The following is a 24801-nucleotide window of genomic DNA, read 5'->3' as shown; positions in this document are numbered from 1 at the left end:
GCCGTACTGTCGCCACGCCCCCACACCGCCCACCACGAGAACTCGCCATGACCTCTCCCCTGTTCGACTCCGTTCCCGGCTTTGACCAGCCCATCGCCGTGCTCAAGCATTGCCACGACAAGATCCGCAAGCAGCTGACGACCCTGCAAAAACTGCTGGGCCATTTGGCGCAGCACGGCAACACGGCGGATGCGCAGCAGGCGGCCAAGGCGGTGTTGCAATATTTCAATAAAGCCGCCCATCTGCACCATGACGATGAAGAGCAGGACTTGATGCCCATGCTGCAAGCGACCGCCACGGGCGACGATGCCGCCCTGCTGACGACCCTGGTGCCGGAAATCCTGGCCGACCACCAGCGCATGGACCAGGCCTGGCTGACCCTGCGCCCGGAACTGGACGCGATCGCGGCCGGTACGGGCACGCAGCTGTCCGCCGATGGCGTGGCCGCCTACGTTGCCGCCTACCATGCCCATATGAGCAAGGAAGAGGGCCAGCTGGCGCCCATGGCCAAGCGCCTGTTCAGCGCGCAGCAGATGGAGCAGCTGGGCACGGCCATGCAGCGCCGCCGCGGCATCGCGCCCGATGTGCCAGAAGTGGCGGACGCGGCCGCCGTGCTGGCCGCCATGCGCACCGATTACGTCCAGTCCAGCCTGAGCGAGACGGACGTGCTGGCCGATCCCATCGCCCAGTTCCAGAAATGGTTTGCCGAGGCCATCAACGCGCAAGTGATGGAGCCGAACGCCATGGACTTGTCCACCGTCAGCCCTGATGGCAAGCCTAGCTCGCGCATCGTGCTGATCAAGCAATTCGACGAGCGGGGTTTTACCTGGTACACGAATTACCACAGCGACAAGGGCCAGCATCTCGAACACAACCCGCACGCCGCCCTGCTGTTCTTCTGGCGCGAGCTGGAGCGGCAAGTGCGCATCGAGGGCACGGTGGTAAAAACCACGGCGGCCGAGAGCGACGAGTATTTCAATGTGCGTCCCCTGCAAAGCCGGCTGTCGGCGATTGCCTCGCAGCAAAGCGCGCCCATCGACAGCCGTGCCGCGCTGGAAAGCAATTACGAAGCCGTGGCCGCCGCCGTTGGCGACGCGCAGCCGCCGCGCCCGGCCCACTGGGGCGGCTACCGCCTGCAGCCGGAGCGCATCGAATTCTGGCAGGGGCGCCGTTCGCGCTTCCACGACCGCATCGTGTTTACGCGCGGTGCTGACGGGCAATGGAGCATGCAACGCTTGCAACCATAAGCAGGATAGCCAAGGCGGCGCAAAGCAAGCTGGTCAATATCGGTGTAGGCTATGACGTTAGAAGTTACTAAATGACATTGTTTCTCAATTTGCGGCTCCAGCCGGGGCCGCTTCATTGGAGGCCATTTTGTTTGTACAAAACCAACTCAAGTCCTGGATCGCCAGCATCCGCAGCAAAACCGCCTTGCCGCTACGCATAGAATTGTGGAACGGCCAGCACGTCGACCTGTCCAGCGAAGCGCCCAGAGTCACCATCCGCCTGCCAACCGTCGCCTCGGCCCGCTATCTGCTGAACCCGTCGCTGGCGAATCTGGGTTCGGCCTATGTGGAAGGCAATATCGAAGTCAAGGGCACGGCCCAGGACATGATTTCCATCTGCAATGCCCTGGCACGCAATACCCTGAAGCCGGAAGGCAAGCTGGCCCGCATCGTGCGCAGCTTTACGCACGACAAGAGCAAGGATGCGGAAGCCATCCGCTATCACTACGATGTGTCGAATGCCTTCTATGAGCAGTTTCTCGACCCCGGCCTCGTGTATTCCTGCGCGTATTTCGAACAGGGCGATGAAACCCTGGCGCAGGCGCAAGTCAAGAAAATCGACCATATCCTGAAGAAAATCCAGCTGCAGCCGGGTCAGACCCTGCTCGACATCGGCTGCGGCTGGGGCGCGCTCGTCATACGTGCAGCGCAGCAATATGGCTCCCGCTGCGTGGGCGTGACCCTGTCGGAAAACCAGTACGCGCTGGCGCGCGAGCGCGTGGCGGCGGCCGGCTTGGCGCACCTGATCGATATCCGCCTGCAAGACTACCGCGACGTGACGGGCCAGTTCGACCGCATCACCAGCGTGGGCATGTTCGAGCATGTGGGCCTGAAACATTTGCCCAACTACTTTTCCATCATCAACAAGCTGCTGGCGCTGGACGGCATGGCGATGAACCACGGCATCACCTCGACCGATCCGGACAATGGCGAAACGCCGTACGGCGGCGGCGAATTCATCGAAAAATATGTGTTCCCGCACGGCGAATTGGCCCACATCGGCAATGTCCTGAAAACCATGCAGCAGGGGGGACTGGAAGTGCTGGACGTGGAAAACCTGCGGCGCCACTATGCGCGCACGTGCGCCCTGTGGACGGAAAATTTCGAAGCCCATGCCGAGCAGATCCGTCCGCTGGCGGGCGAACGGCGCTTCCGCATCTGGCACGTCTACCTGGCCGGCTGCGCCTATGCCTTCGAGCAAGATTTGATCAGCCTGTACCAGATCGTCTGCGTGAAGGCGGGGCGGCGTTCGTCCACCTTGCCCTGGTCGCGCAACTACATGTATGCGCAGGAGAATACGCAGGAAACAAGGCCGGCGCCCGTGCTCACGCCCTGACAGACGGACACGTGCGGGGCGCTTACTTCAGGCGCCCCGCATACATGGCGCGGAATTTCTCCACCTTGGGCGCGACGACGAGCGCGCAATAGCCCTGCAAGGGATGCTGCTCGACATAATTCTGGTGGTACTCCTCGGCCGGATAAAAGGTGGCTGCCGGCGCCAGCTGCGTGACGATGGGCGCATCCCACACGCCGGCCATCTCGGCGAGCACCTTGCGCGCCACCTTTTCCTGCTCCGCCGACTGGTAATGGATGACGGAGCGAAATTGCGTGCCGACATCGTTGCCTTGCCGATTCATGGTGGTGGGGTCGTGCAAAGTAAAAAAGATTTCCAGCAAGTCGTGATAACTGATGACGGCGGGATCGAATTCCAGGCGCACCACTTCCGCGTGGCCTGTCTCGCCCGTGCACACCTGTTCATATGTGGGGTTGGGTACGCTGCCGCCCGTATAGCCGGCCTCGACGCGCGTCACGCCGCGCACTTCCCCGTACACGGCATCGAGGCACCAGAAACAGCCACCGCCGAATACCGCCACTTCCGTCTGTTGATGCATGATGTCCTCCCGCAACGCCTCTGCGACGTATCATTTCATTACTGTAACGCAAAGCGCCATGGCCTGCAGTGCCGCTTGAAACGGTGCGTGGTGCACCGCACATAAGGGGCATGCCGGCCACGATTGCGCTGGCGCGGCCGATTTTTGGCATAATGTCAGCAAATAGACAGGTCACCCATGAACACACGCTCTCCCCGCGCGCCAGCGCAAGAATTCGATACGGCACATTTCCGCCAGGCACTGTCGCAGTTTGCCACCGGCGTGACGGTCATTACGACGCGCCTGGCCGACGGCAGTTTCCGCGGCTTGACGGCCAGTTCCTTCAATTCCGTCTCGCTGTCGCCGCCGCTGGTGCTGTGGAGCCTCGGTTCCGTGGCGAACAGCATGCCCATCTTCAGCGGCAACTCGCATTACGTCATCAACGTGCTCGGCGCCGAACAGGCGGAACTGGCCACGCGCTTTTCACGCCGCACCCCGAACCCGTTCGACGACGTCGAATACGAACTGTCGCGCACAGGCCAGCCCATCCTGAAAGGCGCGTCGGCCTGGTTCGAATGCCACAACCGCAGCCGCTATCCGGAAGGCGACCACGTCATTTTCGTGGGCGAAGTGGAACAATGCGCGTTTGCCGCGCAACCGCCCCTGATCTTCCACAATGGGAAGTTCAATACACCGCCAGCCTGAGCGGGACAAAAAAAATCCGCCGAGGCGGATTTTTTGTTTTACAGGGTAAAGTTATACCCGATGCTGACACTCACGGCGAGCGGGTCGAGCGTGATGCTCTGCGTCTGCCCCGTCGAGAATTTCGCCTTGGTTTTCAGGAAAGTCTTGACCACGGCCACGTCGGCAAACCAGCGCTCGTTGATCGCCAGGGTGCTGCCAACCACCAGGCTGCCTGCCAGCTTGTTGTCCAGGCGGTAGGTGACCGGTTTTCCACCCGGATCGAGCAAGGCCGTCATCTGGCCCGAGCCTTTTTCTTTCTGGAAATAGGCATATGTCAAACCCGCGCCCACGTAAGGACGGATCATCGCATTGGGCTGGAAGAAGCGGTACTGGATGAAGGCCGTCGGCGGCAAGGCTTCCGCCGTCCCCAGCTTGCCCGTACCCTTGATGGAACCATCGCCGACCAGCTCATGCTTGTACGGCACGCCCAAGATCATTTCAGCGGAAATATTGTCCGTGATCATGTAGGCAAAGGTCAGGATGGGCTTGGTGTCCGCCTTGACGTCGGCCTTGGTGTTCGGCAATGCCGGCGCGGAAATGTCGCCACTGTCGACGTGCGGCGTGATCTTGTTGACGCCGGCCTTGACCATCCAGGTGCCTGCGCTTTGCGCCGAAGCGCCCGTCGCCATGGCCATCGCGGCGGCCGCGGCCAGCACGCGTACAGCGGTATTCAAACGATTCTTCATCTTGTCTCCTGATTCATTGTGTGCGGAGTGTTCCGCTATCGAGTCTTGTCGCTGCCAGCGCCAGCCGCGCCCCGGGGACGCAGCTGGCGCGGCCATCCTTACAGCCAGCCCCGCACAACCATGTCCTTGGCCACATAACGGGCCAGCAACAGGTTGTTGAACGGCGTAGGATGCACATCATCGGCATACGAGTAGTGGCTGACGTCGCCCGCTTTCAGGTTCGTGCCATTGCAGACCAGCGAGCTGCCCAGAATATTGCCTGGCGCGCTCAAGTCGCACGCCGTCTCGCTGACGTTGGTCAAGCCATACGGGCCAGGGTTGGTGGCCTGGTCATGGCTGACGGCAAACACGTCGACCAGCAAGACTTTCGCATTGGCGCTCAGGCCGCCACTGAGTTCGCCGTTGAAAGCGCTGACCATGGCGTTGATGAGCGCCTTGGTATTGGCATCCTTGCTCAGGCCCGACGGCGTACCGGCCACGTCAGGCAGATTGTTGACGATGACATAGTTGGCGCCCTTGGCGATGATCTGGTCCTTGACCAGCGCCACCAGTTCGGTACCCGCTTGTTTCATGGCGGCAACCAGCGTCGGTCCCTGAGCCACAGCGTAATCGGCACCGGCCTTGGCGCCGGCAGCGTTGCCCGTCACCGTCGCATCGGCTTGCGCCTTGGCGGCCAGGGCGGGGGCCAGGGTTGGGGCATTCGTATTGCCGGCAATCACGGCGGCTTGCACGGCGGCGCCGACGATGGTCGTCGACGTGGCGCCCGGCGCGGCGCTGGCCGTCTTGATGGCGGCGCCGATGGCAGCTGCTGCCGTCGCAGGGTTGGTGGCGCCAGCGGCCAGAGCCATGGCCAGGTTGGTGGCGAAAGCCTGGGCGCCTGCGGCCGCGCCTGCAGCCTGGCCAGCAGCGGTCGCACCTGCTTGCAATGCGCCCAGCTGGAACAGCACGTCATTGCCGCCGGCCATCACGAAAACGGCTTCCGTGCCGCTGAACTTGCCGCCGGAAACGGCCAGGTGGTTCGCGATCTGCGTCACCACGGGGACGGTCAAGGCGCCCAGCGGGCTGCCCGTCAATTTGTTGTTCGGACCGACGGGGTTGGTGACGCGCGAACCGCCCATGGCGTAGCCGTAGCAGCCGGCATGCTTGACGCGCGGTACGGAAAGGCCTTGCGCCGCATTCCCCTCCAGACCCGTCTCGGCGGCGCATGGCGCGGCCAGGCCGAATTGCGCGGCCAGGTGCTCGGTCCAGTTCTTGCCCGTCAGTTCAGGATTGATCTTGGTATTGTCGCCATTGATGGTGAACTTGCCGCCACCTTTGGCCTGCACCGTACCCACGGCATACGAGCCGACATCGGACAGGCTGTCGCCGAACGACACCTGCGCCGTGTATTTGACTTTCAAGGCTTGATCACCGCCACTGGCGCCGCCGCAACCTGCCAGGACAGCCGCAGCCAGCACGGCCAGCGCGAATTTTGTTTGATGCATTTTGTCTCCTCGGTCTTTTTTCTGGTTTCTAAACGAACGGGCGTGCTATTCGCTACCCAACTAATATGCCATCGTTCCTCAGGCTTGTATAGAAAATATGTTTTAAAAATCAACGAAATAACAACATCGCCAGCGCCCTGTCACGAGCGGCCGATCTGCTGAATTATGGAGGATTTACTATGTTTCGTGGCAAGCATTGCTATTGCGCTGCATCAATAAAAAGCCCCTTGCGGGGCTTTTTTCAGACGGACAGGAATTGCTGCAAGATACCACTTGAGCCGAACGCGGCACGCCGCAAACGGTCATTGACGCCCAGCCACTCAGGGCCGGTCGGAGGCGCTTCGACGAGTATCAGTTCGGCGCCGACCTGGTCCATCGTGCGCAGCGAGGCATACAGCGCATGTGCGTAGTTTTCCGGCTTGGCGGCCAGGCGCACGCTGGCGCTGGCCGGCGGCAGATCCGAGTAATGGATCAGGGCCACGCGGCGCCCGTCGTTGAGCAGGCGGTTCAAGGTGGCGCTCACGTCATCGCTGTGCTGCATCGCAACAGGCGTATGTGGCGCGTAATGCGATTCCAGGGTACCCGAGGCGCGCGGCGCGGCTGCATCGGCAACAGCCGGTGCGCGGCCGATGACGGCGGCGATCTGCTCGCTGCTGATATGGCCGGGACGCAACAATACGGGACCATGTGTGGCCAGGCGCGACAGGTCGACGATGGTCGACTCGATGCCCACGTCGCTCTGCCCGCCATCGAGCACCGCGCCCAGCAAGCCGCTGTCGAGTTCCGCCGCGAATTCATCGCGCACGTGCTGCGCCGTGGTGGGGCTGACGTTGCCGAATTTGTTTGCCGACGGCGCGGCCAGGCCGCCCTTGCCGCCCTTGAAAGTGCGTAGCAATTCGATAGCCACCGGGTGCGACGGGCAGCGCAAACCCACCGTATCCTGGCCGCCGGACACGGCGTCGGGGATATGCGCGGCGCGCTTGACGATCAGGGTCAGCGGACCGGGCCAGAAAGCGGCCACCAGTTGCTGCGCTTCCTGCGGAATATCGTCGGACCAGTGCGCCAGGTCGGCGCCGGGCGCCACGTGCACGATCACCGGGTGGTCCGAGGGACGGCCCTTGGCTTCATAGATGCGCGCCACGGCGGCCGGGTTTTCCGCATCGGCGCCCAGGCCATACACGGTTTCCGTCGGGAAGGCGACGAGGCCGCCCTCTTCCAGCACGGCAGCGGCCGCCGCCAGGTCTTGTGCGGGCACGCTCACGGCGCGATTCCCAGGATCAGGCAAGCGTCGCTCAACCGCTGCTGCGCCTGCGGCAACGTGGCGGCGATGAAGGTCAAATGGCCCATCTTGCGGCCACGGCGCGGATCGTCCTTGCCATATAGATGCAGACAGGCGCCCGGCAACGCCAGCACCTGGTCCCACGCCGGTTCAGTGACCACATCGCTGTCGCCGGCAAACCAGGCGTCGCCGAGGATGTTGAGCATCACGGCCGGCGAATGCTGGCGCACGTCGCCCAGCGGCAAGCGCGCCATGGCCCGCACCTGCTGCGCGAACTGGCTCGTAACGCAGGCATCCATCGTGTAGTGGCCGCTGTTATGCGGGCGCGGCGCCATTTCATTGACCACCAGGCTGCCGTCTTCCAGCACGAAAAATTCGATGCACAGCACGCCGACGTAACCGAGTTCGGCCACCATGGCTTGCGCCGCGCGCTGCGCCTTGGTGGCGCAATCGTCGGACACGTTCGGGCCCGGCACGGTGGTGGTAAACAAGACGCCGTCGCGGTGCACATTCTCGGCGATCGGATAGACGACCGATTCGCCATCCACGCCGCGCGCCGTCAGCACGGACACTTCATACGCCAGCGGCAGCATCTTTTCCAACAGGCAAGTTACTTGTCCCATTTCCGCAAAGGCGGCGCGCACCTCGTCGCGCGTGCGCACGCGGAACTGGCCCTTGCCGTCATAGCCCATGCGCACGGTTTTCAAGATACCCGGCAACAAGTCGTCGCCGATGGCGTCGATATCGTCTTGCGTGGCGATCACCATGTGCGGCGCCGGCAGCACGCCCGACTTGGCCGCGCAGTCGACAAAGAAACGCTTTTCCGCGATGCGGTTCTGCGCCACCGATACGCCATGGGCGTTCGGCGCCACGAACACGCGTTCGGCCAGGCGCGACAGGCTGTCGGCCGGCACATTCTCGAATTCCGTGGTGACGGCCAGGCATTGCGCCGCCAGAGCGTCGAGACCGGCTGCATCGCTGTAGCCAGCATTGATGAGGCGCTGCGCCACCTGCCCCGCAGGGCAAGTGTCGGCCGGTTCCAGCACAGGTTCAAGAACTGCAACCTGATAGCCCATGCTCTGGGCGGCCTGGGCAAACATGCGGCCGAGCTGGCCGCCACCCATCACGCCCAGCCACGCCGGTGGATTGGCGGCGGGCAGCAATGGGGAAGTCGATTTACTATTCATTATTTTTCAAACACATTAATCAGGCAAGACCATGGCCTTGGCGGCGGCCGTTTGCGTGGCACGGAACGCTTCCAGGCGCTCGGCCAGGGCGTCGTCATTGGCGGCAAGCATCGCTACCGCCGTCAGCGCCGCATTCGCCGCGCCCGCTTCACCGATGGCGAACGTGGCCACCGGCACGCCCTTGGGCATTTGCAGGATGGACAGCATGGAATCTTCGCCGCGCAAGTATTTCGACGGCACGGGTACGCCCAGCACGGGCACGATGGTCATCGCCGCCACCATGCCAGGCAGGTGGGCCGCGCCGCCGGCGCCGGCGATGATGGCGCGCAAACCGCGCGCGCGTGCGCTTTTCGCGTACGCATACATCTCGTCGGGCATGCGATGCGCGGAAATGACTTGCGCTTCGTACGGCACGCCAAACTGTTTCAGCATGGCGACCGCGTTCTGCATCACGTCCCAGTCCGAAGACGAGCCCATGATGACGCCGACCAGTGGCTTGTTTTGCTCAATCATCTCAGGCCTTCAGCTTCTCGCCCGTCAGGCGTTCGATGGCTTCGAAGTACTTGGCCTGGGTTTTTTCGATGACGTCGGCCGGCAGCGCTGGCGCCGGTGCGGTCTTGCCCCAGGTCAGCGTTTCCAGGTAGTCGCGCACGAATTGCTTGTCGAACGACGGTGGCGAAATGCCAGGCTGATACGAATCGGCGGGCCAGAAGCGCGACGAGTCGGCCGTCAGCACTTCATCCATCAAATGCATGACGCCATTGTCGTCCAGGCCGAATTCGAACTTGGTGTCGGCGATGATGATGCCGCGCGTGGCAGCGTATTCGGCGGCCGTCTTGTAGAGTTGAATGGCGACGTCGCGCATCTTGGCGGCCAGTTCGGCGCCGATGCGCTCTTCCATTTCAGCAAAGCTGATGTTTTCGTCATGCTCGCCCAGCTCGGCCTTGGCCGCCGGCGTGAAGATCGGCTCCGGCAGTTTTTCCGCCTGTTGCAGGCCCGCTGGCAGCTTGATGCCGCAGATGCTGCCCGTGTCCTGGTAATCTTTCCAGCCCGAACCGATGATGTAGCCGCGCACGACCGCCTCGACCATGATCGGCTTCAAGCGCTTGGCCACGACGGCGCGGCCCTTGACTTGTTCCACTTCCTCGGGCGCGACCACAGATTCCGGCGCCACGCCGGTCAGGTGGTTCGGCACGATATGGCCCAGTTTCTCGAACCAGAAATCGCTCATCTGGTTGAGAACCTTGCCCTTGCCGGGGATAGGCTCGTTCATGACGACATCGAAGGCCGACAGGCGGTCCGTAGTGACGATCAGGATCTTGTCGTCGCCAACGGCGTAATTGTCGCGGACCTTGCCGTGGCCCAGCAATGGCAGGGAGTGGATGGAAGTCTGATAGAGGCTGTTCATAGCGGGGGAATAGTTGGATGAAACGAAACCGGCAGGCAAGGGGTGCCTGCCGGTCGAGAAAATCGGGCACGGAGGATTGCCTCCGGCCCGTTCCAGACAGAATTTTACTTCACAATTTGCGACAGCTCGCCGGCCTTGTAGCGCTCGGCCATTTTTTCCAGTGGCATGGCCTTGATTTTCGACGCCTGGCCTTCGCAGCCGAATGCCTGCATGCGGGCGCGTACGATTTGCTCTGCGGCAAGACGGGCTGGCTTCAGGTAGTCGCGCGGGTCGAATTTCGACGGGTTCTCGAACAGGTACTTGCGGATCGCAGCCGTCATCGCCAGGCGGATATCGGTGTCGATGTTGATCTTGCGCACGCCGTGACGGATGCCTTCCTGGATTTCCTCGACTGGCACGCCGTAGGTTTCCTTCATGTCGCCGCCGAATTCGCGGATGATGGCCAGCAATTCCTGCGGCACCGATGAGGAACCGTGCATCACCAGGTGGGTGTTCGGGATGCGCGCGTGGATTTCCTTGATGCGGTCGATGGCCAGGATGTCGCCCGTCGGCTTGCGCGTGAACTTGTAGGCGCCGTGCGAGGTGCCGATGGCGATCGCCAGGGCGTCGCACTGGGTGCGCTGCACGAAGTCGGCCGCTTGTGCCACGTCCGTCAGCAGTTGCTCGCGGGTCATGGTGCCGTCGGCGCCGTGGCCGTCTTCCTTGTCGCCCTTCATGGTTTCCAGCGAACCGAGCACGCCCAGTTCCGCTTCCACCGTCACGCCGATGGCGTGCGAGAATTTTACGACTTCACGCGATACTTCCACGTTGTATTCGTAGGAAGCAACCGACTTGCCGTCCGCTTCCAGCGAACCGTCCATCATCACGGAAGTAAAACCCGAGCGGATGGCGGCCATGCAGACGGCCGGCGACTGGCCGTGATCCTGGTGCATGACGACGGGGATGTGCGGATACGCTTCGACGGCGGCGTCGATCAGGTGGCGCAGGAACGCTTCACCGGCGTACTTGCGCGCGCCAGCGGACGCTTGCATGATCACCGGGCTGTTGAGCGCATCGGCGGCGGCCATGATGGCTTGCACTTGCTCCAGGTTGTTGACGTTGAAAGCAGGAATGCCATAACCGTTTTCGGCGGCATGGTCCAGCAGTTGACGCATGGATACGAGAGACATGGTAATACTCCAGATAACAATAGAAACCGTTGTGGCGCTTCGCGGTCGATGACCGCGGCGGCGCCTGAATTCTTTCAACAAAACCAGAACGTCCAGCAAACTGCTCAGGGCTAGGCGCGTTGCCGAAGGCAGTACGACTAGTACGACGAGGCAATGCAACAACGCCCTGGGCGGTTTGTGGGCGTTCTTACTCGAATTCGCCGACCGTGACGATTTTCAAGGCATTCGTGCCGCCCACCTGCCCCATCGGCTCGCCCCAGGTGACGACGATCATGTCGCCCTTGCGGACGATGCCCTGCGCCACCAGCAGCTCTTCCGCCTGCTTCAGCACTTGCGCGCTGGGGGCGTTCTGCATCAGATGATACGCCCGAACATTGCGATACAGCGCGGCTTTGCGCAAAGTCGTGACGCTGGGTGTCAGTGCATAGATCGGCGTGTCGATACTGTGGCGGCTCATCCACAAGGCGGTGGAACCGGATTCCGTCAGCGCCACGATGGCTTTGACGCGCAAATGGTGGGCCGTAAACAGCGCGCCGTACGCGATCGACTGGTCGATGCGGGTAAACGTGACGTTGAGGAAATCGGCATCGAGCTTGTTGTATTCGGACTGTTCCGCTTCCACGCAGATGGCGGCCATCATTTCCACCGTCTCGATCGGGTACTTGCCCGAGGCCGTTTCGGCCGACGTCATGACGGCGTCCGTGCCGTCGAGCACGGCATTGGCCACGTCGGACACTTCCGCGCGGGTCGGCACGGCGTTGACGATCATCGATTCCATCATCTGCGTGGCCGTGATCGCCAGCTTGTTCGATGCGCGCGCCATCTTGATCATGCGCTTTTGCAAGGCCGGCACGGCCGCATTGCCCACCTCGACCGCCAGGTCGCCACGCGCCACCATGATGCCGTCGGAAGCGTCGAGAATCTCTTGCAGCGCAGGAATGGCTTCGGCCCGCTCGATCTTGGCGATCATCATCGGCTTGTGGTGGTACGGTTCGCCGGCGATATTGGCCAGCTGGCGCGCCATTTCCATGTCGGTCGCGCATTTCGGGAAGGAAATAGCCAGATAGTCGGCCTGGAAACTCATGGCCGTCTTGATGTCTTCCATATCCTTGGCCGTCAGGGCCGGGGCCGACAAGCCGCCGCCCTGGCGGTTGATGCCCTTGTTGTTCGACAACTCGCCACCGATCTTGACGGTCGTGTGGATTTCGCTGCCGTGGATGCGCTCAACGATCAGCACGATGAGGCCGTCGTTCAGCAGCAGCACGTCACCCTTGTGCAAGTCGCGCGGCAAGGCCTTGTAGTCGAGGCCGACTCTTTCCTGGTTGCCCAGTTCACCGTTTTCGCCCCACTTGGCGTCGAGGATGAAGCGCTCGCCCGCTTCGAGCTGGATGCGCGTGTTTTCAAACTTGCCGACGCGAATCTTCGGCCCTTGCATGTCGGCCATGATGGCCACTTCGCGGCCGCACTCGGCGGCCGCCAGGCGCACCAGCGCCGCGCGGTCGATATGGTCTTGCGCCTTGCCGTGGGAAAAATTCAAGCGCACCACGTCGACACCCGCACGTATCATTTTGACCAGGATATCGAAGTCAGTGGAAGCGGGGCCGATTGTTGCTACGATTTTTGTACCGCGTGGCATAGGAGTCCTTGTGCGCGAGCGAAGGTGAGCAAGACCTGGCGGCTGAGCCGCCCGGCAAGGTAAAAGCGCAGCGGTCAGGCTGCGCTTGGTGGCACGACAGTCAGGCCGGATCAGCCTGCGCGTTGCATCAGGATCTCAACTGCTGGGAGTGTCTTGCCTTCCAGGAATTCCAGGAAAGCGCCGCCACCGGTCGAGATATAGCTGATTTTATCGGTAATATCGTATTTGGCAATCGCCGCCAGGGTGTCGCCACCGCCGGCAATCGAGAAAGCTTTCGAGTCGGCAATAGCCAGGGCCAGGGTCTTGGTGCCATTGCCGAACTGGTCGAACTCGAATACGCCGACGGGGCCGTTCCACACGATGGTACCGGCGGCGGCGATCTGCTGCGCCAGCAGGGCCGCCGTTTTCGGGCCGATATCGAGGATCATGTCGTCGTCCGCCACGTCGGCCACGTCCTTGACGGTGGCGGCTGCCGTTGGCGAGAATTCCTTGGCGCACACGACGTCGACGGGAATCGGCACTTGCGCGCCGCGCTTGGCCATGATCTCGATGATGGCTTTCGCCTCTTCAACGAGCTCCGCTTCCACCAGCGACTTGCCGACGTTCAAGCCGACGGCCTTCATGAAGGTGTTGGCGATGCCGCCGCCGACGATCAGGTTATCGACCTTGTCGGACAGGGCTTTCAAAATGGTCAGCTTGCTCGATACTTTCGAACCGGCAACGATGGCCAGCAATGGACGGGCTGGTGCGTGCAGCGCTTTGCCCAGCGCATCGAGTTCGGCGGCCAGCAGCGGGCCGGCGCAGGCGACGGGCGCGAACTTGGCGATGCCGTGCGTGGACGCTTCGGCGCGGTGGGCCGTGCCGAACGCGTCATTGACGTAGATATCGCACAATTTGGCCATTTTTTGCGCCAGCTCATCGCTGTTTTTCTTTTCGCCCTTGTTGACGCGCACGTTTTCCAGCAGGACGACCTGACCGGCAACCAGGTTTTCCAGGCCGGCGCCATCGATCCAGTTTTGTTTCAGTGCAACGTCCTGGCCCAGCAGCTCGGACAAACGTGCCGCCACGGGCGCCAGGCTGTCGGCTGGCTTGAACTCGCCTTCCGTCGGACGGCCCAGGTGCGACGTCACCATGACGGCGGCGCCAGCGTCAAGGGCGGCGCGAATGGCCGGCACCGAGGCGCGGATGCGCGTATCTTCGGTGATCTTGCCACTGTCATCTTGCGGGACGTTCAGGTCGGCGCGGATAAACACGCGCTTGCCTTGCAGTGCATTTTGGGCGATCAAATCTTGCAGACGGATGAAGTTGAGAACAGCTGACATGGCGATCCAGATGACGAGTGGAAGGAAGTGCGCTATTTTACCGCAAGGACCAGACCAAATCGCCGATTTGTCCTGCTTTACTGAAAAACATGCAACAGTCGCAAGCCCGTGAAAACCAGCATGCCGAAGACGATGGTTTGCAGCATATTGCGGCGAATCACGAAAAAGAGCGTGGCGGCAATACCCGACAAGAGTTTCAAATTGGATAAGTCGAAGTGCACTTGCTGCTCTTCCATCAGCAGGTCGGGCGCGATGATGGCCGCCAGCGCGCAGGCCGGCGCATAGCGCAGCATCTCGCCCACGCGGCGCGGGATGGTGATGTGATGGCCGATCAGCCAGAAGGTGCTGCGCGTGGCGGCCGTTGCCACCACCAGCACGGCGATGGCGATCCACACGTCTGCCCTGCCCCAGTCGATGCCGTCAATCATGGCGTTTTGCCCATTTTTCAGTCAATTCTTCCACGGCCATGGCGCTGACCATGCCCACCACGACGGCTACCAGCAAGCCCAGCTTATACGGCAGGCTGAAGGCCAGCACGGCCACCACGCCCGCCACCAGCACGCCGCATAGGGCGGCGCGGCTGAGGATCAGCGGCACAGTCACGCACAGGATCGCCAGGGTGCCGGCAAAACCGAGCCCCCATTCGGCCGGCACGACGGCGCCCAGCACGATGCCGATGAAGGAACCGATTTGCCAGGCCAGCCAGTTGGGGTAGATCAAGCCTTTCAGGAAAGGCAGCTTGGCCGGGTCCGGCGTTTCATGGGGGTAGCGTTGCAGGAACAGGCCCACGGTGATGTCGCCGGCCACATAGCCGAGCGCAAAGCGCTGGCGCCACGGCAGATGGGAGAAATGGGGGGCCAGCAGCACGGAAAAAATGACAAAACGCAAATTGACGACGAGGGCCGTGGCAAAGATCACCCACACGGGCGCCTGCGCGGCCAGCAGGGGCAAGGACGCGAGCTGGGCCGAGCCGGCAAAGACAAACAGGGTCATGGCCCCCGCCTGCGCGACAGTCAGGCCGCTTTTCACCATGGCCACGCCCACCACCATGCCCCAGGCGGCGATGCCCAGCAGGGTGGGCGCCCCCAAGTTCAGGCCGGCGCGCCAGGCATCTTTCAGCAGGGCGTCGTCCTTGGCGGCCGGGACGGCGTTCACGCGGCGCTCCGGCCGAGGTAGTGTGGTAACTGCACAACAATGGTGCGCGGAGAACGGCTCCGCAACGGTGATACCGGCAAGGCAAATCCAGTCAGGGTGGCGCTACGGCAGCCATATTGTCGCGAAAAACCGCGCCGCAGCCGAAGATGATCAAGCCGACATTTTAGCCATGATTTTTGCTGTCTGCCTGAATCCGTTAAAATCGTGCTTTTGGCAGCAGCCGACTTCCTTCCATACAGCCTCACGGAGCATGACAAGATGACAAAAACCACCCAGCCAGCGGTCGAACTCGACAGTAAAGACTTGCCAGCCCACTGCCCTAACCCGGCCATGCCGCTGTGGTCGTCGCATCCGCGCGTGTTCCTGGAATTTAACAAGGACGGCGTCGCCAAGTGCCCGTACTGCGGCACGGCCTACACGCTGAAGGAAGGCGCCAGCGCCGGCCATCATTAAACTGCCCAGCGGCGCGCCCCCAGCGCGCCGTTTTTATTTGCATCAAGTTATAGCGATCAGCCCGGAGTCGTCATGAAACGTCTGAAAGAACTCAATGGCAGCGCCGCCGAAGTCGAAGCGGCGTTCTACGATGCCTTGCACCGCGCCGACCTCGAAGCGCTGATGGCGCTATGGGCCGACGATGAAGAGATCGTCTGCATCCACCCGGGTGGCGCGCGCCTGATCGGCCATGCCGCCATCCGCGCCTCGTGGGAAACCATCCTGGCCGGCGGCGGCCTGCACATCGTGCCGGCGCAGCTGCATGAAACGCACAATCTGATGAGTTCGGTGCACACGGTGATCGAAGGCGTGACCCAGGAAGAAGGCGGCCCGGCGCATCTGCTGGCCACGAATGTGTATGTAAAAACGCCGCGCGGCTGGCGCATCGTGCTGCACCACGCTTCCATCGCCCCCGGTGGCGCACCGGCCGACGCCGCGGGGACGCAGATCCTGCACTGATGGCTTTGTCTCTTTCCTACACCGCCCCGCTGTGGCTGCCTGGCGGCCACGCGCAAACGATTTATCCGGCCGTATGCCTCGCCAAGCCGGCCGTGGCCTTCCGCCGCGAACGCTGGCAAGCGCCCGATGGCGATTTCGTCGACGTCGACCTGGTCGACGGCCAGCCTGGCCAGCCCTTCGTGGTGCTGTTCCACGGTCTGGAAGGCTCGTCGAACAGCCATTACGCGCGCTCACTGATGGCCGAGGTGGCCGCGCGCGGCTGGTCGGGCGCCGTGCCGCATTTTCGCGGCTGCTCGGGCGAGGCGAACCTGGCGCCCCGTTTTTACCATTCGGGCGATGCGCAGGAAGTGGATTGGATCGTGCAGCGCCTGCGCCCGCGCGCCACGGGAAAGTTGTATGCGGCCGGCGTCTCGCTGGGCGGCAACGCCCTGCTGTGCTGGCTGGGCCAATCGCAGCACCAGGCCGATTTCATCGATGCGGCAGCGGCCGTGTCCGCCCCGCTGGACCTGGCGCAAGGGGGCAAGGCCCTGTCTTCCGGCGCCAACCGGCTCTACACGCGCATGTTCCTGAACACCTTGAAGCCGAAATGCCTGGCCAAGCTCGAGCAGTTTCCCGGCCTGTTCGCGCGCGACGCCATGCTGGCCGCGCGCGATCTGCACGCCTTCGATAATGTCGTCACGGCACCGCTGCACGGCTACCGCGACGCCGACGATTACTGGCACCGCGCCAGCGCCAAACACGTCTTGCAAGATATCACCGTGCCGACCCTGGTGCTGAATGCGCAAAACGATCCTTTCCTGCCCGGGCGCTTCTTGCCGCGCAGCGCCGCGCCGAAGGTCACGCTCGAGTATCCGCGCCACGGCGGCCACGTCGGCTTTGCCGCTGGCAAGCTGCCGGGAAGCTTGTATTGGCTGCCGCAACGGCTGCTTTCCTTCTTTGAAAACGGCAACATGGCGCCGTTCGCACCGCAAAGCTGGCACGCTGGCGGTGCGCGCACTCACACGGAAAACGCTACACATGGATGAACTCGTCAAGCAAGCCCTGGTCAAATGGCCGAACGTACCCCACTGCTACGGCTGGCTGGGCCTGGACGCGCGCGGCCACTGGCGCATGCGCGACCAGCAGGCGCAACAGCAACAACTGCCCGGCGACAAGATCGCCCACGCGGCCCTGTTGAATTTCATCAACCGCAATTACGCCCAGGATGAACGCGGCTGCTGGTTTTTCCAGAATGGCCCGCAGCGCGTGTATGTGAACCTGGAAGCGACGCCGTACATCGCCCGCAGCGACCCGCAACACGGTTTTGTCTTGCAGACGGGCGCGCCACTATCGAGAATCGAGCAGGTTTACCTGTGCGACAACGGCGCGCTGATCTTGCGCCACGCCGATATCGTGGCGCAGGTCGACGACCGCGACATGGCGCAAGTGCTGGCGTCGCTGCGCGTTGATGGGCTGGCCTTGAGCGACGAGACCCTGCTAGCCTGGCTGGAGCATGCTCAAGGCAATTTGATGTTATTGCATGACAGCAAGGAGATCGCCGTGCAGCCGCTGGGCTATGACTCCGTGCCGCAGACCTTCGGCTTCCAGCGGGCGCCGCAAGCCGATAAAAACTAGCCCTTCTGGTCCTTGATCTGCTCGCGGCGCTTTTCCTGCAGTTCACGCTCGCGCGCATCGATCACGGCCTGGTCATAAAAGGTCGCGTCCGTCGATTTGCGGGCGATCGTCAGCTGGTCCAGCGCGGCCATGGTGGCGCCCTGCAGCACGTAGGATTCAGCCAGCGCCATGTGCTGCAAGGTCATCTTGCCCTGGTCCGCATAGGCTTTCGCCAGTAAATCGTACAGTTCCGGCTCTTCCTTGTAGAGCTGCACCTGCTCGCGCAAATACACGGTCGATTGCTCCAGCTTGCCCGCAGCCATCAGCGCTTCCGCATACTGATGGGCAATACCGCGCGAGAGGGGAAATTGCTGGCGCGCAGCGTCCGCCGCCTTCAGGGCTTGCTGCGCCACTTCCTTCTTTTGCGCCGGCATCAACAGCACTTCCAGCCCCATCGCCGTCAGCAAGGAATTGGGCGCCTGCGTGCCGCCCGAGGTAAATACATTCGGCCCGACCGGCTGGTGCAGGGCCGCATTGGCGGCATCGAGTTCCTTTTGCGCCTCCGCCGGCTTGCCCTGCTTGACAGCGACAAAGGACAAACCGTAATGGGCGGCCGTCACCTGGAAGCGGCTTTGCTGCTCCAGCTGCGTCTTGAAGACGGCCTTGGCGTTCAACAGGCCTTGCACGCTTTCATCCTGCAGCACGCGGGCGCGCGCACGGGCCAGATGGAAACTCAGGCTGTCCGCACGCTGCTTGTAGGGCTGCTCGCGGATGCGCGCCTGGATGTCGGCGATGCGCTCCGTCGTCAGCGGATGGGTCTGCAGATAGGCGGGCATCAAGTCGCTGTACGAGCGGCTGGCCGCCTGCATGCGGCCAAAGAAGGCCACCATGCCGGTGGTGTCAAAGCCGGCTTCGCCCATGATCTGGAAACCGATACGGTCCGCCTCGCGTTCGGCGTCACGGCCGAAATTGAGCTGGCGCTGGATGGCCAGGCCCTGGCCGGCGGCAAACACGCCCATGGCCACATCGCCGCCTGCACGCGAAGCGAGCGCCGCCAGCAGCATGGCCGCCAGCGGCATCAGGGCATCCTGGCGCTGCTGGCCCAGCATGCGCGCGATATGGCGCTGCGCCACATGGCCGATCTCGTGCGACAGCACGGACGCCAGTTCCGCCTCCGTTTGCGCTGCCAGCACCAGGGCCGAGTGCACGCCGATGAAGCCGCCGGGCAAGGCAAACGCGTTCAACTGGGGATCGCGTACGGCAAAGAAGAAATAGTCGTAATTCGTTTCGCCGCGCACGCTGGGGCGTGCCGCCACGAGCGCGTTGCCGAAGGTATTCAGGTATTCGAGCAGGGGCGCGTCGTCGAGATAGTCGCGGTCGCCGCGGATGCCGCGCATGATTTCCTCGCCGATCTTGCGCTCCATCGCCGGCGACAGGTCTTCGCGCGACGTGTCACCCAGGTTCGGCAGGTTCGGCGCCGACGGCACGGCCAGCGGCGTCCAGCCGCTTCCCGGCTTGGCCGCCACGCTGGCGGCCGGCACCGCTGGCGCGGACGTATAGGTTTGCGCCAGCGCACAGGGCGCCGCCAGCCACAAGGCAGCCAGCACGGACGCGCGCCGGGAGCCGCGCAGCCATGCCGCAGCGGCGTTTTCAACGATGATCGGAAGGGGAGTTTTTGAATTCACGGGTGCTATCATACCTTGTTAGCGGCGCCCATTCCCACGCGTCATGCCAGTGGCATGAGGTCGTGACAGGGCGTGCCGCGCTTCCCTTTTCTTACCTATTTTGACGCCATGACAACAGCAGACAAGCAAGCCCCCGCCGGGGAACTGACCCATTTCGACGCCACGGGCCAGGCCCATATGGTCGATGTGGGCAGCAAGGAAGACACGCGGCGCAGCGCCGTGGCCGCCGGCACCATCCGCATGCAGCCGGCCACCCTGGCATTGATCATTTCCGGCAACGCCAAGAAAGGTGACGTGCTGGGCATCGCCCGCATCGCCGCCATCATGGGCGCCAAGCGCACGAGCGACCTGATCCCCCTGTGCCACCCGCTGGCCCTCACGCGCGTCACCGTCGATTTTGAAGTGGATGAAGCGGCCAACAGCGTGCACTGCCGCGCCCAGGTCGATACGACGGGCAAGACGGGCGTGGAAATGGAAGCGCTCACGTCCGTGCAAATCGGCTTGTTGACGATCTACGATATGTGCAAGGCCGTCGACCGCGGCATGGTCATGACGAATGTGCGCGTGCTGGAAAAGCATGGCGGCAAGTCGGGCGATTGGCACGCCGAGGTGTAATTATTTTGCCTAGCGCGCAAGATGGCCCTGGACGCGGCGCAAGTCGCGCAGCAGCCAGACGGCACTGGCCAGGCACAGTACGATGATGGCCATGGACAGGGGCAAGTGGAATTGTTCCAGCCCTGCCAGTGCGAAGCCGGCGTGGATCAGGAACGTTCCCACGCCCAGCGCGGCGCAGACACCAGCGTACAGGGGCGCCCGCGCGGTGGCCAGCAGCACGTGCCGGTAACCGGCCAGCACCACGGTAATCGCCGCCAGGTTAAACACGAGAAAACCCTGCACGCCGCCCGGCAGATGAAACATCTCCCACTCTTTCCAATAGGCAGCGTCGATTTGATGCAAGATCAGGAACAACATGGTCCAGAAGTAGCTGCGCGGCATAAGATTTACATTCGTCAATATTGATCCCATTGTAAAGCCTGCACCACGCACCGGCATGTGCCCATGGCACTTTCGATGTAAAAATGAATTTCATTGATATAAATGCTTTTTCATCAAGAAATCATGCATACTGCGAGTCGTCCATATCCACATGAGCATCGCATGACAAGCAACAGACCCGCCGCGGAAACCAAGCTCCAGGACTTCGACTTCGAGGCCATGAATCTGCAGGTGGGGGGACGCATCCAGTTCATCACGCACCGCACCATCAAACCCATCCAGCATTTCTCGACCGTCATCGGCTATGTGAAAGACGAGTACCTGATCGTCAAGATTCCCATGGAAAACGGTGCGTCCATTGTCCTCAACGAGGGCGACAAACTGACTATCCGCGTGTTTTCCGGTGTCACCGTCTGTTCGTTTTCCTGCAGCGTGCTGCGCATCTTCGGCCGCCCGCTCAACTATGTCCACCTGAGCTTTCCCGATGCCATCCAGGGCACCAGTCTGCGCACGGCCATGCGCGTCAAGGTGGACATTCCGGCGCAGCTGAGCTACCGCGACGTGGCGGCCGTGCCCGTGTTCATCGTCAACCTCAGCGTCTCGGGCGCGCTGATCGAGGCGCCCAGCATGCTTACGCCCGATGACGAAGGCGTGGCGCTGAGCTTTACCCTGCTGGTGCAGCCGAACAAGCATCAGATGCGCGTCAACACGCGCGCCCGCATCCAGAACGTGAGCGTGGGCAAGCCGTCGAATGGCCACGCCACCGGGGTAGCTGAAATTCATACGTACGGCGTGCAATTCATCGACCTGGAACCGACCCACTACACCCTGCTGCAAAACCTCACGTATGAAGCGCTGATCGCGGACCGGCAAAAAATCGTCTGATACCCAACTGGCAAGCGCCACCTACAGCGTCGATGTCACGTCGGGAATGTTGCTTTTGGTAATCGCTTCCTTCGCTGCCGGATTCGTCACGGTGGTGCTATTGAACCAGGTCAGGCTGCTGGTGCCCGGCTTCATGGTCATCGTCACGGTTTGTCCACCGATACCGGTGCCCAGGTCGGCCGCCAGGGTCAGCTCGATATTGCCCTTGTCGACCTTTCCGCTGGCCACTTCGCGCGTGGCACTGAACACGGGGATGGCGCTGGGCACGGCCGGGGTCGGCGTGCTGCAGGCGGCCGCCTCGCCGCCATTTTCCTGCACGCACAGGGCCACGGCAGTCTTCAGCGGCGCAGCGGCCGCCAGCACATTGCTGACCTTGGCCCGCATCGTATAGTCGCCGTACTGGGGAATGGCCACGGCCGCCAGGATGCCGGCGATGGCCACCACGATCATCAGTTCTATCAGGGTAAAACCGCTTTGCGCGCGCATCGTATCCTCCCATTGTGCGTTGCTCGTGCCGTGCATGGTGCAAGCACCATGCCAGCGGCGCGCCCGGGCAGCGGCGGTACGCCTGGAAAGAAAAGCGACGCATTTGGGCGGGTTCGGACCAGCGCCGTCCGCCCAGGCCGGGAATTGGCCTGTCTTGCGGACAAAAAAAAGGAGCCGAAGCTCCTTTTTTGTACTGCATGAACCAGGCTGAAAATTACAGCATGGCTTTCAGCAGACGCGCCATTTCCGACGGGTTTTTGGTCACGGTGATGCCGCAAGCTTCCATGATTTCCAGCTTGGCTTGTGCCGTATCGGCACCGCCCGAGATCAGCGCGCCGGCGTGGCCCATGCGCTTGCCTGGAGGAGCGGTGACGCCAGCGATGAAGCCAACGACCGGTTTTTTCATGTTGTCTTTGATCCAATAAGCCGCGTTGGCTTCGTCCGGGCCACCGATTTCGCCGATCATGATGACCGCGTCGGTATCTGGATCGTCATTGAACATCTTCATGATGTCGATGTGCTTCAGACCGTTGATCGGGTCGCCGCCGATGCCGACTGCCGACGATTGGCCCAGACCCAGTGCGGTCAATTGACCCACTGCTTCATAGGTCAGGGTGCCCGAACGGGACACCACGCCGATACGGCCCTTCTTGTGGATGTGACCTGGCATGATGCCGATCTTGATTTCGTCTGGCGTGATCAGGCCTGGGCAGTTAGGGCCCAGCAGCAAGGTTTTGCTGTTGGCTTTAGCCATGCGGTCTTTCAGAGCCATCATGTCACGGACAGGAATGCCTTCGGTGATGCAAATGGCCAGATCCATTTCAGCTTCGACAGCTTCCCAGATCGCCGCTGCCGCGCCTGCTGGCGGTACGTAGATCACGGAAACGTTGGCGCCGGTTTCTTTTTTCGCTTCGGTCACGTTAGCGAAAATAGGAATGCCTTCGAAATCTTCGCCGGCTTTCTTCGGGTTCACGCCTGCCACGAAGGCAGCTTTGCCGTTCGCGTAGTCGCGGCAACCGCGGGTGTGGAACTGGCCGGTCTTGCCGGTAATCCCTTGGGTAACGACTTTGGTATCTTTATTGATCAGAATGGACATGTTGATTCCTTAATTAAGCTTGACCGGCAGCAGCGGCAACGACGCTCTTGGCTGCATCTTCCATGGTGTCGGCTGCGATGATAGGCAGACCGGAATCGGCCAGCATCTTCTTGCCCAGGTCTTCATTGGTGCCCTTCATGCGCACGACCAGCGGTACGTTCAGCGAGACGGCTTTCACTGCGGCGATCACGCCTTCAGCGATCACGTCGCAACGCATGATGCCGCCGAAAATGTTCACCAGGATGGCTTTCAGGCCTGGGTTTTTCAGCATGATCTTGAACGCTTCGGTGACTTTTTCTGCCGTGGCGCCGCCGCCGACGTCCAGGAAGTTGGCTGGCTCGCCGCCGAACAGCTTGATGGTGTCCATGGTGGCCATGGCCAGACCGGCGCCGTTCACCAGGCAACCGATGTTGCCGTCGAGCGAAATGTAGGCCAGGTCGAATTTCGACGCTTCGATTTCAGCTGGATCTTCTTCGTCCAGATCGCGCAGGGCGACGATTTCCGGATGACGGAACAGGGCGTTCGGGTCAAAGTTGAACTTGGCGTCCAGGGCGATGACTTTGCCGCTGCCGGTAACGATCAGCGGGTTGATCTCGGCCAGCGAGCAATCGGTTTCCCAGTACGCTTTGTACAGGCCTTGCAGGTTGACGCGGGCGTCGGCGATGGAACCGGCAGGCACGCCGATTTTGGCGGCGATGTCGTCTGCCTGGGCATCGGTCAGGCCGGTGCCTGGATCGATGGTGACGTGGTGGATCTTCTCAGGGTGGCTCTCGGCCACTTCTTCGATGTCCATGCCGCCTTCGGACGAAGCCATCAGGACGATTTTCTGGGTGACGCGGTCGGTGACCAGCGAAACGTACAGTTCTTGTTTGATGTCGGCGCCTTCTTCCACCAGCAGGCGGTTGACTTTCTGGCCTTCGGCGCTGGTCTGGTGCGTGATCAGCTGCATGCCCATGATCTGGTCAGCGTATTCCTTGACCTGTTCGATCGATTTTGCCACTTTCACTCCGCCGCCCTTGCCGCGACCACCTGCGTGGATCTGCGCCTTGACAACCCATACCGGGCCGCCCAGGGTTTCCGCAGCCTTGACGGCTTCTTCGACGGACATGCACGGAATACCGCGTGGTACCGTCACTCCGTGCTGCCGGAGGATTTCTTTGGCTTGATACTCATGGATTTTCATGCTGGCTTCCCTTCTGATACTGATTTGTAAAAATACGGTTAGTGGTGCAAAAAAAACAGGAAAAACAGAGCGCCGGGGTCACGCTTTGGCTACCCAGCGCGGGTAATACTGTGCCACCGCCCCGCCATCGGTGCGCAGGGCGTGGCATTTGTCGAGTTGAAACGGCTTTTCATGCGACAAGTCAGCATTCTCACCGTCACGGGTCGACCAGACATCGCCGGCAAATGCCTGAACCGTCGCAGTCGGCAAGACTTGCGCCAGTTCGGTCAAATGGGTACAGCCAGCGATTCCCGCCAGGCGCTGTTTCAAGTCGCGGCGGAAATTCTTCAATAAATTCAAACCGATCAGCGCCCTGTAAGCGGGGCCGATGGTATCGCAAAAACCGGGATAGGGCACGGCATCGGAGGCAGCTTCGGCCTCGACAATGGTCAGTTCGCGATCGACGGTAATGCGCAAGTGGAGGTCATGCAGAGGGGCGCCGGCGGGACGGAGCCCGGAGGCCAGGGTCGCGTCATAGCTTTTGATGTCGGTGATATGGGCGTCAATATCCCACAGGCCGTCGTCGCGCACATACGCTTGGACGTCGATAACGCGGGAGTGCCGTAGGGCGCGCCGGGATACGGGAGTTGACAGGGGCATAAGACCGATGCCGCTTGCGCGGCCATAATTAGTAAGCAGCCATGTGCCTAAAGCACTCTG

Annotated in this window: 27 protein-coding genes; 9 read left to right on the top strand and 18 right to left on the bottom strand. The window is 62.1% G+C overall.

The genetic code is table 11. The features are described from left to right. The first annotated feature begins 47 nt into the window (after nt 1-47). Both pdxH and SKZ59_RS01260 read left to right on the top strand, forming a co-directional pair. The gene (gene pdxH / locus SKZ59_RS01265) at nt 48-1247 is read left to right on the top strand and encodes a pyridoxamine 5'-phosphate oxidase (protein ID WP_319990584.1); all 1200 of its coding nucleotides are present in this window, start codon (nt 48-50) and stop codon (nt 1245-1247) included. A gap of 127 nt (nt 1248-1374) precedes the next feature. Further along, on the top strand, nt 1375-2622 hold the full coding sequence (locus tag SKZ59_RS01260; RefSeq protein WP_319990583.1) for a cyclopropane-fatty-acyl-phospholipid synthase family protein: 1248 nt from the start codon (nt 1375-1377) through the stop codon (nt 2620-2622). Between the two features lie 22 nt (nt 2623-2644). Here the strand turns inward: SKZ59_RS01260 and msrA are convergent, their stop codons facing one another. Further along, complete coding sequence (gene msrA / locus SKZ59_RS01255) at nt 2645-3178, bottom strand: peptide-methionine (S)-S-oxide reductase MsrA (protein WP_319990582.1); 534 nt, start codon at nt 3176-3178, stop codon at nt 2645-2647. Nucleotides 3179-3355: 177 nt separating this feature from the next. On the opposite strand from msrA, the gene SKZ59_RS01250 reads away from it, so the two are divergent. Beyond that, on the top strand, nt 3356-3862 hold the full coding sequence (locus SKZ59_RS01250; protein ID WP_034746143.1) for a flavin reductase family protein: 507 nt from the start codon (nt 3356-3358) through the stop codon (nt 3860-3862). A gap of 38 nt (nt 3863-3900) precedes the next feature. Here SKZ59_RS01250 and SKZ59_RS01245 read toward each other — a convergent pair whose 3' ends face one another. The 11 genes from SKZ59_RS01245 to SKZ59_RS01195 all read right to left on the bottom strand — a co-directional run bounded on the left by SKZ59_RS01245 (nt 3901) and on the right by SKZ59_RS01195 (nt 15227). Next, complete coding sequence (locus SKZ59_RS01245; RefSeq protein ID WP_072454932.1) at nt 3901-4587, bottom strand: OmpW/AlkL family protein; 687 nt, start codon at nt 4585-4587, stop codon at nt 3901-3903. Nucleotides 4588-4685: 98 nt separating this feature from the next. Continuing rightward, nucleotides 4686-6071, bottom strand: a complete 1386-nt coding sequence (locus SKZ59_RS01240; RefSeq protein WP_219328028.1) for an SGNH/GDSL hydrolase family protein — start codon at nt 6069-6071, stop codon at nt 4686-4688. A gap of 241 nt (nt 6072-6312) precedes the next feature. Next, nucleotides 6313-7332, bottom strand: a complete 1020-nt coding sequence (locus SKZ59_RS01235; RefSeq protein ID WP_319990581.1) for an L-threonylcarbamoyladenylate synthase — start codon at nt 7330-7332, stop codon at nt 6313-6315. Then, nucleotides 7329-8537, bottom strand: coding sequence for a 5-(carboxyamino)imidazole ribonucleotide synthase (locus SKZ59_RS01230; protein WP_319990580.1), 1209 nt, complete (start codon nt 8535-8537; stop codon nt 7329-7331). Before SKZ59_RS01230 ends, SKZ59_RS01235 begins: the two co-directional genes overlap by 4 nt. A gap of 15 nt (nt 8538-8552) precedes the next feature. Further along, entirely contained in the window at nt 8553-9050 is a 498-nt protein-coding gene (purE, locus tag SKZ59_RS01225) for a 5-(carboxyamino)imidazole ribonucleotide mutase (protein WP_319990579.1), read from the bottom strand. A gap of 1 nt (nt 9051) precedes the next feature. After that, nucleotides 9052-9945 carry a phosphoribosylaminoimidazolesuccinocarboxamide synthase gene (locus SKZ59_RS01220; RefSeq protein ID WP_034746123.1) on the bottom strand — a complete coding sequence of 298 codons (894 nt, stop codon included), beginning with the start codon at nt 9943-9945 and terminating at the stop codon, nt 9052-9054. Nucleotides 9946-10049: 104 nt separating this feature from the next. After that, a complete protein-coding gene (gene fba, locus SKZ59_RS01215) occupies nt 10050-11114 on the bottom strand; it encodes a class II fructose-bisphosphate aldolase (RefSeq protein WP_034746119.1) in 1065 nt (354 codons plus the stop codon). A gap of 187 nt (nt 11115-11301) precedes the next feature. Next, nucleotides 11302-12750 carry a pyruvate kinase gene (pyk, locus tag SKZ59_RS01210; protein ID WP_034780607.1) on the bottom strand — a complete coding sequence of 483 codons (1449 nt, stop codon included), beginning with the start codon at nt 12748-12750 and terminating at the stop codon, nt 11302-11304. Between the two features lie 110 nt (nt 12751-12860). Continuing rightward, nucleotides 12861-14072 carry a phosphoglycerate kinase gene (locus SKZ59_RS01205; RefSeq protein WP_319990578.1) on the bottom strand — a complete coding sequence of 404 codons (1212 nt, stop codon included), beginning with the start codon at nt 14070-14072 and terminating at the stop codon, nt 12861-12863. 77 nt (nt 14073-14149) lie between these two features. Next, nucleotides 14150-14500 carry an AzlD domain-containing protein gene (locus SKZ59_RS01200; protein WP_319990577.1) on the bottom strand — a complete coding sequence of 117 codons (351 nt, stop codon included), beginning with the start codon at nt 14498-14500 and terminating at the stop codon, nt 14150-14152. Continuing rightward, nucleotides 14493-15227, bottom strand: a complete 735-nt coding sequence (locus tag SKZ59_RS01195) for an AzlC family ABC transporter permease (RefSeq protein ID WP_319990576.1) — start codon at nt 15225-15227, stop codon at nt 14493-14495. Before SKZ59_RS01195 ends, SKZ59_RS01200 begins: the two co-directional genes overlap by 8 nt. A gap of 258 nt (nt 15228-15485) precedes the next feature. Here SKZ59_RS01195 and SKZ59_RS01190 point away from each other — a divergent pair, with 258 nt between their 5' ends. The 4 genes from SKZ59_RS01190 (at nt 15486) to SKZ59_RS01175 (ending at nt 17792) form a co-directional block, all read left to right on the top strand. Next, on the top strand, nt 15486-15680 hold the full coding sequence (locus tag SKZ59_RS01190; protein WP_034746106.1) for a zinc-finger domain-containing protein: 195 nt from the start codon (nt 15486-15488) through the stop codon (nt 15678-15680). A gap of 72 nt (nt 15681-15752) precedes the next feature. Further along, entirely contained in the window at nt 15753-16178 is a 426-nt protein-coding gene (locus SKZ59_RS01185; protein ID WP_034746103.1) for a YybH family protein, read from the top strand. Continuing rightward, nucleotides 16178-17203: a YheT family hydrolase gene (locus SKZ59_RS01180; protein ID WP_319990575.1), complete on the top strand. Its 1026-nt coding sequence runs from the start codon at nt 16178-16180 to the stop codon at nt 17201-17203. The genes SKZ59_RS01185 and SKZ59_RS01180 overlap by 1 nt, the downstream gene beginning before the upstream one ends. Then, nucleotides 17196-17792, top strand: coding sequence for a DUF2946 family protein (locus tag SKZ59_RS01175; protein ID WP_319990574.1), 597 nt, complete (start codon nt 17196-17198; stop codon nt 17790-17792). The genes SKZ59_RS01180 and SKZ59_RS01175 overlap by 8 nt, the downstream gene beginning before the upstream one ends. Here the strand turns inward: SKZ59_RS01175 and SKZ59_RS01170 are convergent. Then, nucleotides 17789-19297 (bottom strand): M48 family metalloprotease, encoded by a 1509-nt coding sequence (locus SKZ59_RS01170; RefSeq protein WP_413774531.1) that lies wholly within the window; start codon nt 19295-19297, stop codon nt 17789-17791. The genes SKZ59_RS01175 and SKZ59_RS01170 overlap by 4 nt on opposite strands. Before the next feature lie 267 nt (nt 19298-19564). Between SKZ59_RS01170 and moaC the strand changes: the two genes are divergently transcribed. Next, nucleotides 19565-20071: a cyclic pyranopterin monophosphate synthase MoaC gene (moaC, locus tag SKZ59_RS01165; protein WP_034746095.1), complete on the top strand. Its 507-nt coding sequence runs from the start codon at nt 19565-19567 to the stop codon at nt 20069-20071. A 9-nt stretch (nt 20072-20080) separates the two neighbouring features. Here moaC and SKZ59_RS01160 read toward each other — a convergent pair whose 3' ends face one another. After that, nucleotides 20081-20452 (bottom strand): DUF6713 family protein, encoded by a 372-nt coding sequence (locus SKZ59_RS01160; protein ID WP_319990573.1) that lies wholly within the window; start codon nt 20450-20452, stop codon nt 20081-20083. Between the two features lie 162 nt (nt 20453-20614). Between SKZ59_RS01160 and SKZ59_RS01155 the strand changes: the two genes are divergently transcribed. Then, entirely contained in the window at nt 20615-21337 is a 723-nt protein-coding gene (locus SKZ59_RS01155) for a flagellar brake protein (RefSeq protein WP_319990572.1), read from the top strand. Between the two features lie 21 nt (nt 21338-21358). Here SKZ59_RS01155 and SKZ59_RS01150 read toward each other — a convergent pair whose 3' ends face one another. The 4 genes from SKZ59_RS01150 to SKZ59_RS01135 form a co-directional block, all read right to left on the bottom strand. After that, complete coding sequence (locus SKZ59_RS01150) at nt 21359-21859, bottom strand: pilin (RefSeq protein ID WP_070301057.1); 501 nt, start codon at nt 21857-21859, stop codon at nt 21359-21361. A 178-nt stretch (nt 21860-22037) separates the two neighbouring features. After that, nucleotides 22038-22919 (bottom strand): succinate--CoA ligase subunit alpha, encoded by an 882-nt coding sequence (sucD, locus tag SKZ59_RS01145; protein WP_034746085.1) that lies wholly within the window; start codon nt 22917-22919, stop codon nt 22038-22040. A gap of 13 nt (nt 22920-22932) precedes the next feature. Next, nucleotides 22933-24102 (bottom strand): ADP-forming succinate--CoA ligase subunit beta, encoded by a 1170-nt coding sequence (gene sucC, locus SKZ59_RS01140; protein WP_034746081.1) that lies wholly within the window; start codon nt 24100-24102, stop codon nt 22933-22935. Nucleotides 24103-24180: 78 nt separating this feature from the next. Then, a complete protein-coding gene (locus tag SKZ59_RS01135) occupies nt 24181-24741 on the bottom strand; it encodes a DUF2889 domain-containing protein (RefSeq protein WP_319990571.1) in 561 nt (186 codons plus the stop codon). Nucleotides 24742-24801 lie beyond the last annotated feature (60 nt).

This window comes from Janthinobacterium sp. GMG2, assembly GCF_033949445.1.
GTDB lineage: Bacteria > Pseudomonadota > Gammaproteobacteria > Burkholderiales > Burkholderiaceae_D > Janthinobacterium > Janthinobacterium aestuarii.
This window is presented reverse-complemented; position numbering and strand designations above follow the sequence as displayed.